Source organism: Nonomuraea polychroma, from assembly GCF_004011505.1.
In the GTDB taxonomy this organism is placed as follows: domain Bacteria; phylum Actinomycetota; class Actinomycetes; order Streptosporangiales; family Streptosporangiaceae; genus Nonomuraea; species Nonomuraea polychroma.
In genome coordinates this window covers 882731-896893 of sequence record NZ_SAUN01000001.1, presented here as the reverse complement: position 1 = coordinate 896893, position 14163 = coordinate 882731, and the positions used below count along the sequence as shown (strand labels likewise).

Here is a 14163-nt window from a genome sequence, read left to right as displayed (position 1 = left end):
TTCATCCATGCCGTAGGTCCCGCGCCTATGCTGCTGCCGTGAGCCATTCCTATCGCCCGATGGTCACTCCTGAGCACGCGGAGCTCATCCGCCGCTGGCACGAGCGGGCCTATGAGGCCGCCAAATCCGAAGCCGCCTCCGAGCAGACGTTCACCTACCTGGGCAGGACGCTGGTCGTCCCGCCCGAGGTGCAGCCGATCACCGGGATGTCGCATCTGCTGGGCGAGGCCGTCCTGGCGGAGGCGCGTGCTGACGACCGCGTCCTGGACATGGGCACCGGGTGCGGGGTCAACGCCATCCTGGCCGCCTCGACGGCGACACGGGTCCTCGCGGTGGACATCAACCCCGTCGCCGTCGAGGCCGCCCGGCGCAACGCCGAGGTCAACGGCGTCGCCGACCGCGTCGAGGTCCGCCAGAGCGACGTGTTCGCCGACGTCGACGGCGAGTTCGATCTGATCGTCTTCGACCCGCCGTTCCGCTGGTTCGCCCCGAGGGATCTGCTGGAGACGGCCACCGCCGACCCCGGCTACCGCGCCATGACCACCTTCTTCCAACAGGCCAGACGGCATCTCACCCCGACCGGCAGGATGCTGATCTTCTTCGGGAGCTCCGGGGACCTGCCCTATCTGAGGCATCTGATCGATCAGCAGGGATTCGCCACGGAGGTCGTCGCTCAGCAGGAGCTGGCCAGGGACGGGTGGTCGGTCGGATACTTCACCTTCCGCCTCACCTGACCTGGCGGACACCACCCCGCCAGACGTCCGCGATGGCGCGGGTGGCGGTGATGTCGGTCGTCGGGTCGCCGTCCACCAGCAGCAGGTCGGCGCGCAGTCCCGGGGTGATCCTGCCGCGGTCGGCGAGGCCGAAGTGACGGGCCGTCAAGCTGGTGGCGGCCGTCAGCGCCTGCTCCGGGGTCAGCCCCGCCCTGGTCAGCATCAGCAGCTCGTGGTGGAACCCCGCCCCGTGGACGGGGCCGAACGAGGTGCAGTCGGTTCCGGCCAGCAGCGGCACGCCGGCTCGCAGCAGTGCCGCGGCCGACTGCGAGGCGTTCCGCACGCCCTGCGTATGCATGGGGATGTCCGTGGGCTCCCGGCCGAAGGCCGCCTTGGAACGTTCCGACATCCGCTCCGCCATCCTCGGGTCACGCAGCAGCTCTGTGGGGCCGGGGTCGCCGGTCACGGTCTCGATGAAGGTGATCGTGCTGATCACGAAGGCGTCGTACGAGGCGATCCTGGCGGCCGTCTCCTCGGCCTGCTCCTCTCCCGCATCGGAGTAGAGGTGCGCCAGGCCGTCGGCGCCCGCGTCAAGGGCGATGAGGGCCTCGCGTGCCGTGACCGTGTGCGCGATGACCCGCAGCCCGGCGGCGTGGGCGGCCTCGACGAGCACGGCGGCGAGCTCGGGGCTGAGCGCGGGCAGGCTCATGCCGGACGCCGAGCCGTCGTCGACGCAGATCTTGAGGTAGTCGACGCCTTCCGCCAGCCGCGCCTCGACGAACGCCTTGGCCTGGTCCGCGTCGCCCACCGTGTCCAGGCCCTGGTCCGAGCCGATGACCTCGATCAGGTCACGGGTCCAGAGCTGGGTGGGGTGGCCGCCGGGCGCGGTGGCGATCATGCTGGAGCTGCGCAGGTCGGCCACGTCGTCCCGCTCGGCGGCCTGCCGGCGCTGCCTGGCCAGGATCGGCGGCAGGTTGTTCATGTCGAGCTCGGTGGTGACGCCGAACTTCAGCGCCTCTTCGAGGTCGCCGTCGAACGCGTGCGCGTGCGCGTCGATCAGGCCGGGCAGCAGGGTCTTGCCCGCCCCGTCCACCTCCACGTCCACCGGTCCCGCGGTGACCTCGGCGATGCGGTCGCCGTCGATGAGGACGTCCGCCTGCGGGATGGTGCGCTCGCCGTCGAAGACACGAACATCACGGATCAAAGTACGCATGCCATATCTCCCATCTAGTTCTGTGTCTGATAGTACGATATCTAACTATTTGAGGCAAAGAAGAAGGGTACGGGCTCACGCCCGTACCCTTCTCAAGAGCGGATCAGTGCGAGAACGCCTGGAACTCGGCCGCCCTGACCTGGTCCCGCTGCGGGCTGGCCGTGGCGCAGTCCGTCGCGGAGTTCGGATCGTCGTCCTGCTCGCCCGCGTACAGCGGGTTGCCCGTGCACTGCGTGCTCACCACGCGGAGCATCAGGTGCGTGGCGCTCGCGGGCTGGACGTCGAACGACTTGAAGATCATGTCCGCGCCCCTGGGCCGCGGCAGCGTTGTGTGGAACGCGTCCGCGGGGCTGGTGTAGATCTTCGTGTAGTTCGCCGGGTCGGCGCAGCCCGACGCGCAGGCCAGCACCTCGAAGGCCCGCAGGGAGGAGAAACGGTTCTGGCCGCCCGGGTCGGCGGGGTCGCCGATGTTGGGACGGAGCATCGCGCTCACCTGCACCCGGCGGATCTTGACAGGCGCGTCGCCCGCCAGGTCCACGACCACTGACTTGCCGGCCGGGGCTCCGGTGAGCGAGGCCCAGTTCGTGGCCTCGGTCTCATCGATCAGCTTGGCCTGATTGACGCCGTCGCCCGAGGCCACGGCACCGCTCCCCGCCGAGGCGTGGTTACGCGGCAGGGCCAGGGGCAGCGGCAGCTTCACGCCGGGGACCACCGCGAACTTCAGCCTGCGGTGGCCGAACCCGTTGCCCGCGACCACGAAGTCGTAGACGCCGGGCGTCATCTCGACCGTGTCGGCGAGCGGGGTGGCCGGATCGGTGTCGGCAACCGGGACCACACGTCCCTCGTAGTCGCCGACGTACAGCCGCAGCGCAGCGTCCTTGGCCTCGCCCAGGGGCTTGAGCTGCAGTGAGCCGTTCTTGCCGACGGGGTTGACGAAGCTCGGCGTCGGATCGGCGTCGAGCGCGCCCGCGCTGGCCGCGTCCCTGCCCAGGCCGTGCTCGGCGAACGCGCGCCACATGATGTCCTGGTTCTTGCCGCCGAAACGGATCGCGTCGGCCGCGAGCAGCGCGTCGCGATGGTCGACGTAGCTGACGGCGCCCGAGGCCATAAGGAGCAGAGCGTCGAACGACAGTTGCGCCCAGCGCCGGTTGCCCGGGCACTTGTCGACCGGCGTCTTGCCGTCCGCGCACGAGCGCTGCTGCTTGGACGTGCCGTCGCCGTACCTCTTGAGGAAGGCCGCCCGCACGTCGAACTGCGTGGCCGACCAGATCTCGCCGTCGGCGTGGACCTGCTGGCCGACGATGTCATAGGCGACGTCGCTGTAGTTGAGCGGCGACTTCGACATGTCGTAGTTCCTGATGCCGCGGAACTTGTCGCCCGTCACGTAGCCGCCGGTGACGTACGGCGTCGCGCCGGAGGGGCGGAAGCCGTACTCGAAGAGGTACTCCATCGCGAACAGGTCGGAAGTGCTCTCGTTCATGGCGCCGGCCTGCGCGCCGCTCCATCCGGCGTTCGGGCCGGCGATCATGCGGCCGGAGATCGCGTGGGTGTATTCGTGGGCGATGACCGACATGTCGTAGTCGCCGTCGACGCACGGCGAATAGAAGGCGCCGGCGATCGGCTGCCACAGGTACATGTTGGTGATCGGCGCGATCCCGTCAGGGCCGGTGATCTGGTTGGCGTTGTCGCGAATCGACAACACCCGCGCCCCCGCCTGGGCGTTGCCCTGCTCGGGGTCGTTGCCGAGCCCGCCCCGAGGGCCGTTGTCGGCCTGCATGTTCCAGGCCGTCTCGGTGAAGCCGAGCCGGTACGACCAGTCGTGCATGCGATTGTGCATGGCGTTCAGGTTGGCGATCGCGGCCTCGAGGTCGTTCTCGCCTTCCTGGTCCAGCACCGCGGGGTTGCACTTGGCCTCGTACCAGGTGTTGCGCCACGGGAAGACGTAGTTCCTGCTCGGCGTGAGCACGTTGGAGCGGGTGCCCACGGTGAACGCGTCGGCGCTCGCCCGGTTCTCGAACGTCCTCGCCGCGTTGCCGAGGCTGGTGTTCGTCGGCTCGCCGGTGACATGGTCGACGTCCCAGGCCTTGCCGGTCGCCGGGTCGCCGCCGGCCACGTAGTCGCAGCCGGGGCCTGGCTGATGACACCAGGTCTGGCGGGCGTCGGCGGAGCGGTAGTCGTCACGCGGGTTGGACGGGAACACCTCCCAGTGCGGGTTGTCCGGGTCCTGGTGGTGGTCGACCAGGTTCTCCCGTACCAGGATGGCGCCGCTGACCGCGTCCACGTGCGTCGTGTACGCCGCCGCCTCGCCGTCCCCACCGCCGATCAGCACGACCTGGTACGCGCTGTGCACCCCGTCGGGTGCGGGCACCGCCACGGGGGTCACCTGCTTGGTGGCCGCCGTGGCCAGGTCGATGCCGCCGTCCCTGGCTGCGATCTCCATCGCCTGCTGCGCCGTGATCGCGGCGGCCGGGGGCGCCTGCGTGGCCCGCGACAACGTGGAGGTGACGTGCCGGACCGTGCCATCGACGACGCCGATCGCGACGAGCCCGTCCACCCCGGCCGGCAGGTCCCCGAACCGCTGCCGCAGCAGAACGGCATGGCCCGCGCCGATCGGGTTGACGGCGACCCGCTCCAGCGCGTCGACGGCCTCGGCCGGCAGGCCGAAGATGCTCTCGTTGTTCTTGAGGTAGGCGCGTGCGGCCTGCTCGGGGTCGGAACCGAGGCCCTCGGCCAAGGGTTCGGAGCTCACGACGGCGGCCGGGGTGCCGAGAGCGTTCCACCGGATGTCAGCGGCCGGGCCCGCCCTGCGGGCGTCGGCGCCGGGCGGCGGCGCCACCCGGCCCCGCCGGTTGTCCACGTCCGGCTTGCCGTGCTCCTCCGCCTGGAAGTCGTGAACGATCTTCGATGGCCGGTTGCCGCGCTCGCCTTGGGCGGCCCCTGTGGGGGCCAGCGCCGATGCGGCTAACACGACGATGATGAGGGTGCTGCTACGTAACCAGGACTTTGGCGACACGGTCGGTTCCCTCCTGCGTGTCTGGAGTGCGCGGATCACGCGCACTCGCAAGAGGTAACACCGCATTGATCCGGTGACAAGATCTACGTGCAGGACGGGCGGCCGGCGCCTCGCGGACCCGAACTACTGCTTGACGTCCAGCCACACCAGCCGGTGGTCGGAGCTGGGGAAGGGGAAGACGCCGGTGAGGCGGGACAGCGGGTCGCTGGACACCGGCCAGAAGACGCCGCCACCCGCCACTCGCAGCCGCTTGGACGGCAGCACGTAGTCGGCACGCAGGTTGCCGGGTGCGGTGTCGGCGAAGTCGGCGGTGTCATACTTCGGGTCGCCCTTGTGGGTGGCGTTCGCGCCGCCCTGCAACGCCGCCGCCTCGGTCGCGCCCGCGCTCGACGGCGCGAAACCGCTGTCGATCTTCGGGTGGTCGAGGAGCTGGTGGATGGCGCCCTGGTAGCTGTCGCCGTCGCTGGGGTCGGCATTCTGGTCACCCGCGATCACGAACGCCTCGCCGGGCTGGAGGCCGCCCCGCCGGCCGCGGTCGTCGTAGAGGTAGCCGCCGCGGTCCGGGCTCGTATAGTCGGCCCACAGCCTGATCTCGTCGTGGTTGCGGCGGCCGTTGCGGTCCTCGGCCCCGTCGAACGTGGGCGGCGTCGGGTGGCTGACCAGGAAGTGCACCGTACGGTGGCCGACGCGGACCGGCACGTCCCAGTGGCTCTTGGAGGACAGGCGCAACACCTGGAGCTCCTCCGGCGAGTACCAGTCGGCCGGCGCGGGCGTGGCCGGGTCGTCGGGCAGCACCGCGCCCGGCATGTCCTTCCACAGGAACTTCTGGAACGTGCGGACGCCGCGCAGGTCGATCGGGTACTTCGAGTAGACCACCATGCCGTACTGCCCGGGGAAGGCCCCGAACCCGAACGCGTCGTCCCCGTAGCCAGGCGCGCCAGGTGCGCTCACGACGGATCCGTTGTTGTTCAGGTCGAAGCCGGAGGCGATGCCGGTGTTGCTGGGGGCGGTGTACCGATACCGGTAGGTGATGGGCTGCGCGCCACCCTGCCCGATCGACAGGTAGTTGTCCTGGAAGAGGCGGGCGGCCGCGCCGGCGGCGTCGTAGTCGAACTCGTTGATGAGCAGGACGTCGGGGCGGGCCCGCTGGATGATCTCGGCGATGACCTTCGCCTGCGTGTTGCCCGGCGTGGACAGGTCGCTGACGAGCTGGCCTTCGACGTTGCGGTTGAGCGAGGCGTTGAAGGTGGCGAACCGGGCGGCGCGGCTCGCGGCCTCCGCTGTGCCCGGCGCCAAGGGCAGGAGCGCTGCCGCGGCGGCGGCGACGGACAGGACTCGACGGAATATCACGATCTTTCACCTCGCTGAGGGGCTGGCCCGGTGGACCGGATCATGGCATCTCCGAGGAGGCCGCGCCAGTACGCGAAGATAGGCTTCTACAGTCAGCCAGGAGTAAGACATGCCGACGTTCCCTCAGGGAAAACCGCGGCCGCGCCTCACCGGGTCGCAGGGGGGTGAGCCGAAATATCAGGCCATCTACCGTGATCTGCTCGCCCAGATCGACGGTGGCGCGTTCGCGCCCGGCGAGCCGCTGCCCGCGCAGCGGGAGCTGAGCGACTACTACGGTGTCAGCCTGATGACCGTGCGGCAGGCGTTGCAGCGGCTGAGCGCGGAAGGGCGCATCGAGCAGCGGCAGGGGCTCGGCACGTTCGTGGCGGGGAACGTGATCCCCTACCAGATGAACAGCCTGGGCAGCCTGGCCGAGGATCTCGCCGGGCAGGGGATCGAGCTGCGGACGGTGCTGCTCGGCGCGCGCCGCGCTCTGCCGCCGGCGGCGGTGCGGGCGGAGCTGGGGCTGGGCCCGGACGCCGAGGTCACGGTCATCGAACGGCTGCGGGTCGTGGACGGCTCCCCCGTGATCCACCAGGTGTCGTACACGCCACTCGACCTGGGCGGGGAGCCCGCGGGCGGTGAGCTGGAGCGCACCCCGCTCTACCGGCTGATCGAGGAGCGGTGCGGGGTGTCGCCGGCCTGGGCCACCGAGGCGATCAGGCCGGTCGTGTTGTCGGAGGAGCAGGCTTCGCTGTTGCGGCGGCCGGTGGGCGATGCGGCGCTCATGAGCACCCGGGTCACCTATGACGCGGAGGACCGGGCGGTGCTGGCGGACCGGGCGGTCATGTGCGCCGCCCAGATCGTGTTCACCACCCGGCGCCAGGTGCGGGAACCGGCCGTCTCGCTGCGCCTCGACGCCTGAGACGCCACCCGTTCACTTGGCCGCGACGCTTGCTGCCTTTCGCACACCGGCCGCGAGTTCCCTGGCCACCGCCTCGACCGCGGCCAGACCGGACGCCCGGTCCGGGGCGTCCATGAGCGCGCGGACGAACGCCGAGCCGACGATCACGCCGTCGGCGAAGCCCGCGACCTCGGCGGCCTGCGCGCCGGTGCCCACGCCGAGCCCCACGCACACGGGCAGGTCCGTGACCTCCTTGGCCCGTGCGACCAGGTCCTTCGCGGTCGTGCTCACCAGGTCCCGCTCACCGGTCACCCCCATGAGAGAGGCCGCGTACAGGAAGCCGCGCGAGGAACGGGCGGCCAGCGCCAGCCGCTCCGGCGTGGAGGTCGGCGCCACGAGGTGCACGCGGTCGAGCCCGTGTTCATCGGCCGCCGCGTGCCAGCCGGCGGCCTCGTCGGGGATGAGGTCCGGGGTGATCAGGCCGGCGCCGCCCGCGGCGGCCAGATCCGCCGCGAACCGCGCGACCCCGTAGCGGTCGACGAGCGTCCAGTACGTCATGACGAGCGCCGGCGCCCCGGCCTCCCGTACCGCGGTGAACCCGTCCGCCGGGGTGACGCCGCCGGCGAGCGCCGCCTCGGTGGCCCGCTGGATGAGGGGGCCGTCCATGAGCGGGTCGGAGTACGGCAGGCCCACCTCCACGACGTCCACGCCACCGGCCACCATGGCGCGCATCGCCGCCACCGACGTGCCGACGTCGGGAAAGCCGACCGGCAGGTACCCGATGAGCGCGGCCCGCCCCTCGCGCTTGGCTCCTTCGATGGTCGCCCGGACGCTCATTCGCCGCTCCCCTCCCCCAGCAGGCCGAAGTAGCGGGCCGCCGTGTCCACGTCCTTGTCGCCGCGGCCGGACAGGCTGACGAGCACGATCCCGTCCGGCCCCAGCCGCCGGCCCTCCCGGATCGCGCCGGCCAGCGCGTACGCGCTCTCGATGGCCGGGATGATCCCCTCGGTACGGCACAGCAGCGCGAACGCCTCCATGGCCTCCGCGTCCGGCACCGACGCGTACCGCGCCCGGCCGATGTCGTGCAGCCAGGCGTGTTGCGGCCCCACCCCCGGATAGTCGAGCCCTGCCGAGATCGAGTGGCTCTCCATGGTCTGCCCGTGCGCGTCCTGCAACACGAACGTCCGGGTCCCGTGCAGGATGCCGAGGCCACCGCCGGAGACGGACGCCGCATGCCGGCCGGTCTCGACCCCGTCGCCCCCGGCCTCCAGCCCCACCAGCCCCACATCCGGGTCGTCGAGGAAGGCGTGGAAGATCCCGATCGCGTTGGAGCCGCCCCCGACGCAGGCGCACACGACGTCGGGCAGCCGCCCGGCCAGCGCCAGCGTCTGCCGGCGTGCCTCCACCCCGATGACCTGCTGGAACTCGCGCACCATCGTCGGGAACGGATGCGGCCCGGCCGCCGAGCCGATCAGGTAGTGGGTGTTCTCGACGTTGGTCACCCAGTCGCGCATGGCCTCGTTCATGGCGTCCTTGAGCGTGCGCGAGCCCGACGTCACGGGGATCACCTCGGCGCCGAGCAGCCGCATCCTGACCACGTTGAGCGCCTGGCGCCGCATGTCGACCTCGCCCATGTAGACCACGGCGTCCAGGCCGAGCAGCGCGGCGGCCGTGGCGGTGGCCACGCCGTGCTGGCCCGCGCCCGTCTCGGCGATGACGCGGGTCTTGCCCATGCGCAGGGTGAGCAGCGCCTGGCCGATCACGTTGTTGATCTTGTGGGATCCGGTGTGGTTGAGGTCCTCGCGCTTGAGCAGGATGCGCGCGCCGCCGGCGTGCCGCGCGAACCGCGGGGTCTCGGTGATCAGGCTCGGCCGGCCCACGTACGTACGGTGCAGCTCGTCGAGCCGCTCCATGAACTCCGGATCCGCCAGCGCGTCCCGGTAAGCGGCGTCCAGCTCGTCCAGGGCGGCCACCAGCGCTTCCGGGATGAACCGGCCGCCGAACGTGCCGAAATACGGCCCGGTCCGCCCGGTGAGCGGTGTCCGCACGGCTTGTGCGTGCATCATCGGCTCCCCCTCTCAGTTAGTTCTAGTCTTCTAGAACACCTGTTTTGAGGCTAGCCGTGCGGACTCCGGCGCGTCAACGGTGGCCGCCCGAGGGCGGCCACCGTCAAGTGCTACGACAACGCCCGCTCCCCCAGCACCGCGGCCGCCTGCGGGGCGACCCGGCCGGCCCAGGCCGTCAGGACGTCGTCCAGGTGCGGGAGTTGCGCTTCGAGCACCGCCAGCCCGGGGGTGGGCACGGTGGCGCCGAGCTCCACCAGCAGCGGCCTCAGGTGCACCTCGACCGCCAGCGCGTGCTTGGGATCCCCCATGACCAGCAGCGGCAGCGCCGCCTTGCCGGCCAGCGCGTCCGGCGGCAGGCGGTCGAGGAAGGATTTGAGCAGTCCGGTGTAGGTGCCCTTGTACGTGGGGCTGGCCACCACGAGCACGCTCGACTCGGCTACCAACTCCAGTGCCACCTCCACGCCAGGGGACGCGCCGGGCGAGAGCAGGTGCGGGCCGAGCGCGGACAGGTCCACGACCTCGTGGGCTCCGGCCGTGCCGATCCTGGCCGCGATCGCCTCGGCGGCCGCGATGGCGACGGTGCGCGTCCGGGAGACCGCCCGGGGATTGCCGACCAGCGTGACGATGCTCATCCGGCCACCGCCAGTTCCTGCCGCGCGGCGTACTGGGAGGCGGGCCGGTCCAGGCCGTAGTTGTCGCGGAGCGTACGGCCCTCGTACTCGTGCCTGAACAGCCCCCGCGCCTGCAGTTCCGGCACGACCTGGTCGACGAAGTCGGACAGGCCGCCGGGCAGGATCGGCGGCATGATGTTGAACCCGTCGGCCGCGCCGTTGAGGAACCACTCCTGGATCTGGTCGGCGATCTGCTCGGGCGTGCCGGCGACGACGCGGTGGCCGCGCCCGCCCGCCAGGCGGCCGAGGAGTTGCCTGACCGTGAGTCGCTCGCGCCTGGCCAGGTCCAGCACCAGCTTGCGGCGGCTCTGGGCGCCCTCCGTCTCGACGGGCACGTCGGGCAGCGGCTGGTCCAGCGCGTCCTCGGTCAGGTCGATGCCGGTCATGTGGGAGAGCTGGGCCAGCCCGTACGCGGGGATGATGAGCTCCTCCAGCTCCTTCTCCAGCCGCAGCGCCTCCCGCTCGGTCGAGCCGATGATCGGCGAGATTCCCGGCAGGACCAGCAACTCGTCGTGCCTCCGGCCGTACGCCGCGAGGCGGCGCTTCAGGTCGGCGTAGAACTCCTGCCCCTCGGCGAGCGTCTGCTGCGCGGTGAAGACGGCCTCGGCGTAGCGGGCGGCGAACTCCTTGCCGTCCTCCGACGATCCGGCCTGGACGAGGAGCGGGTGGCCCTGGGGCGGGCGGGAGGTGTTGAGCGGGCCGCGCACCGCGAAGTGCTCGCCCACGTGCTCGATCGCATGGATCTTGGCGGTGTCTGCATAGTGGCCGCCGACGCGGTCGCCCAGGATCGCGTCGTCCTCCCAGCTGTCCCACAACTTGCGCACGACCTCCAGGAACTCGCTCGCCCTGGCGTAGCGGGCGGCGTGCGCGGGCCGCTCGACGCCGAAGTTGCGGGCTTCGGCCTCGCCGGCCGAGGTGACGATGTTCCAGCCGGCCCGGCCGCCGCTGATGTGGTCGAGCGAGGCGAACTTGCGTGCCACGTGGAAGGGCTCGTTGTACGTCGTCGACACGGTGGCGATGAGCCCGATGTGGTCGGTGACCGCGGCCAGGGCCGACAACAACGTCAGCGGCTCCAGGCCGCCGAGCGCGTTGTGCGCGGCGTTGCCCTGCAGCGCCACGCCGTCGGCGAGGAAGACCGAGTCGAGCTTGCCGCGCTCGGCGATCCTGGCCAGGTCCTGGTAGTGGCGTGCGTCGGTGAGGCGGGCCGGCTCGGTGCGCGGGTGCCGCCAGGCCGCCTCGTGGTGGCCCACGCCCATGAGGAAGGCGTTGAGGTGGAGCTTTCTCGTCACGTGGTCCTCCAGGTGGAGAAGCGGCGCTCGACGGCGACCAGCAACAGGTTGAACAGCAGGCCGAGCACGGAGATCGTGATGATGCCGGCGTACATGTCGGGGATGCGGAAGCTGGACTGGGTGTCCAGGATGAGATAGCCGAGCCCGGCCTTGGCCCCGACCATCTCGGCGAAGAGCAGCACGAGGATCGAGTACGCGCCCGCCAGCCGCACGCCGGTGAAGATCGTGGGCACGGCGGCAGGCAGGATCACCTTCTGGAACAGGCGGACCGGGCCGAGCCCCATGGATCTGGCCGACTTGATGAGCAGGGGTTCGACGGTCTTCACGCCGCTGATGGTGTTGAGCAGGATCGGCCACGAGCACGCGTACAGGACGAAGGCGATCTTCGTGGTCTCGCCGATACCGAGGATCAGCGTGAACACCGGCAGCAGCGCCACCGCCGAGGTGTTGCGGAAGACCTCGAGCAGCGGGGTCAGGAAGTCGGCGACCGGACGGTACCAGCCGATCAGCAGGCCGAGCGGGATGGCCAGCACGATGGCCAGGCCGAAGCCGGCCAGGGAACGGGCCAGGGAGGCCTGCAGGTGCTCGGGGAGTTGCCCGCCGATGAGGAGGTCGTACCAGGCGACGAGGTCGTCGGAGAGCGGGGGGACGAAGACGCGGTCCACGACGCCGAGCCTGGGCAGGATCTCCCAGGCGGCCAGGAGGAGCAGGATGGCCGTGGAGTTCACGGCGGCGCGCCGGACCGCCCGCCCGAGGCCTGCCGCCCGGCCCTCGCGCGGGAGGCCTGTTGTCCGGGTCTCGTGCGGGCGGGCGGCGGTGTCCTCGTGTGCTTCGTCGTCGGGGAGGTCGTACCAGTGGAGTTCGCCGGGTGGCGTGTCCTGCCGGGTCTCAGCCATGGGAGATCGCCACCTCCCGCTCCTGGACCTGCGCCGCCGCCACCTCGTCACGCAGCAGCTTCCACACGTGGTGGCGGTACTCGCCGAACACCGGATCGGCCCGCAGGTCGCCCTCGCGCGAGTCGAACGCGATCTCCACGACCTCCTTGATCCGGCCGGGCCTGGAGGTCATCACCGCGACCCGCTCCCCCAGGTAGACGGCCTCGTCGATGCCGTGCGTGATGAAGATGACCGTCTTGCCGGTGTGCTGCCAGACGCGTACCAGCTCCTCCTGCAGGGACTCGCGGGTCTGCGCGTCCAGCGCGGCGAACGGCTCGTCCATCAGCAGCACGTCCGGGTCGAAGGCGAGGCTGCGGGCGATGGCCACCCGCTGCCGCATGCCGCCGGACAACTCGTGCGGGTAACGGTCCTCGAACCCGGACAGGCCGACGAGCGCGAGGTGCTCGCGTGCCCGCCGGGCCCGTTCCTTCCGTGGCACGGCCTTGGCCTCCAGCCCGAACTCGACGTTGGCCTGGGCGGTACGCCAGGGGAACAGCGCGTACTGCTGGAAGACGACCCCCCGGTCGAGCCCGGGACCCGTGACGGGGGCGCCGTCGATGACGATCTCGCCGGATGTCGGCTGCGTCAGCCCGGCGACCAGGTCGAGGAGCGTGGACTTGCCGCAGCCGCTGGGGCCCACGAGCGTGAGGAATTCCCCCTCGCGCACGTCGAGGTCCACGCCGGACAGCGCGGTGAACGGCGCGCCGGAGTCGCGGACGCGGAAGGTCTTGGTGACGTTCCTGATGCCGATCTTGGTCATGATCCGCTCCCGCCGGCGTCGGTGCGAACTCCGCTACCCGCGGTGGTCCGCTGGACGGGGCCACCGTAGGGGTTGAACGCGTTGGTGTAGAGGTCGGCCGCCTTGACCTGGCCGGGCTTGATGTCGCCTTCGCGTTCCAGCCAGTCGATCCAGGTCTGGAACTCCTTTTCGGCAATGACACCGCCCTTGCCGGCGATGCCGGTGCTCTTCCAGAACCGGACGGTGTCGGTGCTCTCGTTGCGGCCGCGTTCGGCGATGATCCGCTCGAACGTGGCGATGACCTCCTCGCGGGGGTGGGTCTGCGCCCATTCGACGGCCTTGGCGAAGCCGGTGACGAAGGTCTTGGTAGTGGTCGGGTTCTGGGCGATGAAGTCCTCGCGCAGGACGACGGATCCGGCGGTGAACGGGCCGAACAGGTCCACGTCGGTGAACAGGGGACGCAGCCCGCCGCGTTCGAGCGCCTTGTCCTTGAGAAGGCCGCCGAGGGTGCCGGCGTCGAGTTGCCCCTGCCGGAGGGCCTGCTCGGTGTTGACCGGCGGGATCACCACGAGCTGGACCTGCTTGATCTCCTCGGGCGTCAGTCCTTCGCGCCGGAGGTACTCCTTGATGACGGCCTCGTGGTGCGCGCCGAGCGTGTTGACGCCGATCTTTTTGCCGATGAGGTCGCGGGCGGTCTTGATGGGGCTGTTCTCGTTGACGTAGTAGCCGTTGAAGGTCTCCTGGTCGGAGCCGTAGTAGCCGATCACCGCCTTGATGGGGGCCTTGGCCGCCTTGAGCTTGATGATCGCGCCGTCGAAGGCGCCGCCGAAGTCGGTCTGGCCGGTGGCCGCCGACTGGATGTCCTGCGGTCCTGAGGTGGTGTTGCCCACCCACTTCAGCTTGACGTCGCCGAGAAAGCCGAGCTCCTCGGCGAGTTCGGGGAAGGTGACGGAGCCGGCGCTGCCCTGGTAGCGCAGCACCTTCACTTCCGAGTCGGCGGATTGCGCCTCGGCGCCGCCGCACCCGGCCAGGACGGCGGGGAGCAGGGCGGCCATGAGGGCATGTCTGAGCTTGATCACGATGGGTTCCTCTGGGGAGGGAAAAGAGGTCTGCCTGCGGTGCGTGATCAGCGACACTGCGCGCTGGCGACGTGGCCGAAGTCCACGTGCGGGCGCCGGGTCAGGTAAAGGCCCTGGCTCATGCCTATGAAGCTACGGACCGGCACCCATAAAGTCAACATTTCCTACATGACATACATGGAAATCGCGCTCGCTAGGCTCGGCTGGTACCG

The 14163-nt window shown here is 70.6% G+C and carries 12 protein-coding genes; 2 read left to right on the top strand and 10 right to left on the bottom strand.

Features of this window, described 5'->3' with window-relative positions:
• Positions 1–38 precede the first annotated feature (38 nt).
• Positions 39–734 (top strand): methyltransferase, encoded by a 696-nt coding sequence (locus tag EDD27_RS04000; RefSeq protein ID WP_206641229.1) that lies wholly within the window; start codon positions 39–41, stop codon positions 732–734.
• Here the strand turns inward: EDD27_RS04000 and EDD27_RS03995 are convergent.
• The 3 genes from EDD27_RS03995 to EDD27_RS03985 form a co-directional block, all read right to left on the bottom strand.
• On the bottom strand, positions 727–1926 hold the full coding sequence (locus EDD27_RS03995) for an amidohydrolase family protein (RefSeq protein WP_127931126.1): 1200 nt from the start codon (positions 1924–1926) through the stop codon (positions 727–729). The genes EDD27_RS04000 and EDD27_RS03995 overlap by 8 nt on opposite strands.
• A gap of 103 nt (positions 1927–2029) precedes the next feature.
• A complete protein-coding gene (locus EDD27_RS03990; RefSeq protein ID WP_241563855.1) occupies positions 2030–4894 on the bottom strand; it encodes a M36 family metallopeptidase in 2865 nt (954 codons plus the stop codon).
• 168 nt (positions 4895–5062) lie between these two features.
• Entirely contained in the window at positions 5063–6289 is a 1227-nt protein-coding gene (locus tag EDD27_RS03985) for an endonuclease/exonuclease/phosphatase family protein (protein ID WP_421914700.1), read from the bottom strand.
• A 109-nt stretch (positions 6290–6398) separates the two neighbouring features.
• On the opposite strand from EDD27_RS03985, the gene EDD27_RS03980 reads away from it, so the two are divergent.
• On the top strand, positions 6399–7193 hold the full coding sequence (locus EDD27_RS03980; protein ID WP_127931123.1) for a GntR family transcriptional regulator: 795 nt from the start codon (positions 6399–6401) through the stop codon (positions 7191–7193).
• A gap of 12 nt (positions 7194–7205) precedes the next feature.
• Here EDD27_RS03980 and trpA read toward each other — a convergent pair whose 3' ends face one another.
• From trpA to EDD27_RS03945, 7 genes are all read right to left on the bottom strand, one after another.
• Positions 7206–8009 (bottom strand): tryptophan synthase subunit alpha, encoded by an 804-nt coding sequence (trpA, locus tag EDD27_RS03975; RefSeq protein ID WP_127931122.1) that lies wholly within the window; start codon positions 8007–8009, stop codon positions 7206–7208.
• Positions 8006–9235, bottom strand: a complete 1230-nt coding sequence (trpB, locus tag EDD27_RS03970) for a tryptophan synthase subunit beta (RefSeq protein ID WP_206642084.1) — start codon at positions 9233–9235, stop codon at positions 8006–8008. Before trpB ends, trpA begins: the two co-directional genes overlap by 4 nt.
• A 113-nt stretch (positions 9236–9348) precedes the next feature.
• A complete protein-coding gene (locus EDD27_RS03965; protein ID WP_127931120.1) occupies positions 9349–9870 on the bottom strand; it encodes an NADPH-dependent FMN reductase in 522 nt (173 codons plus the stop codon).
• Complete coding sequence (locus EDD27_RS03960; RefSeq protein WP_206641228.1) at positions 9867–11198, bottom strand: LLM class flavin-dependent oxidoreductase; 1332 nt, start codon at positions 11196–11198, stop codon at positions 9867–9869. Before EDD27_RS03960 ends, EDD27_RS03965 begins: the two co-directional genes overlap by 4 nt.
• Positions 11195–12094 carry an ABC transporter permease gene (locus EDD27_RS03955; RefSeq protein ID WP_127931119.1) on the bottom strand — a complete coding sequence of 300 codons (900 nt, stop codon included), beginning with the start codon at positions 12092–12094 and terminating at the stop codon, positions 11195–11197. Before EDD27_RS03955 ends, EDD27_RS03960 begins: the two co-directional genes overlap by 4 nt.
• The gene (locus EDD27_RS03950; RefSeq protein ID WP_127931118.1) at positions 12087–12893 is read right to left on the bottom strand and encodes an ABC transporter ATP-binding protein; all 807 of its coding nucleotides are present in this window, start codon (positions 12891–12893) and stop codon (positions 12087–12089) included. Before EDD27_RS03950 ends, EDD27_RS03955 begins: the two co-directional genes overlap by 8 nt.
• Positions 12890–13951 carry an ABC transporter substrate-binding protein gene (locus tag EDD27_RS03945; protein ID WP_241563854.1) on the bottom strand — a complete coding sequence of 354 codons (1062 nt, stop codon included), beginning with the start codon at positions 13949–13951 and terminating at the stop codon, positions 12890–12892. The genes EDD27_RS03950 and EDD27_RS03945 overlap by 4 nt, the downstream gene beginning before the upstream one ends.
• Positions 13952–14163 lie beyond the last annotated feature (212 nt).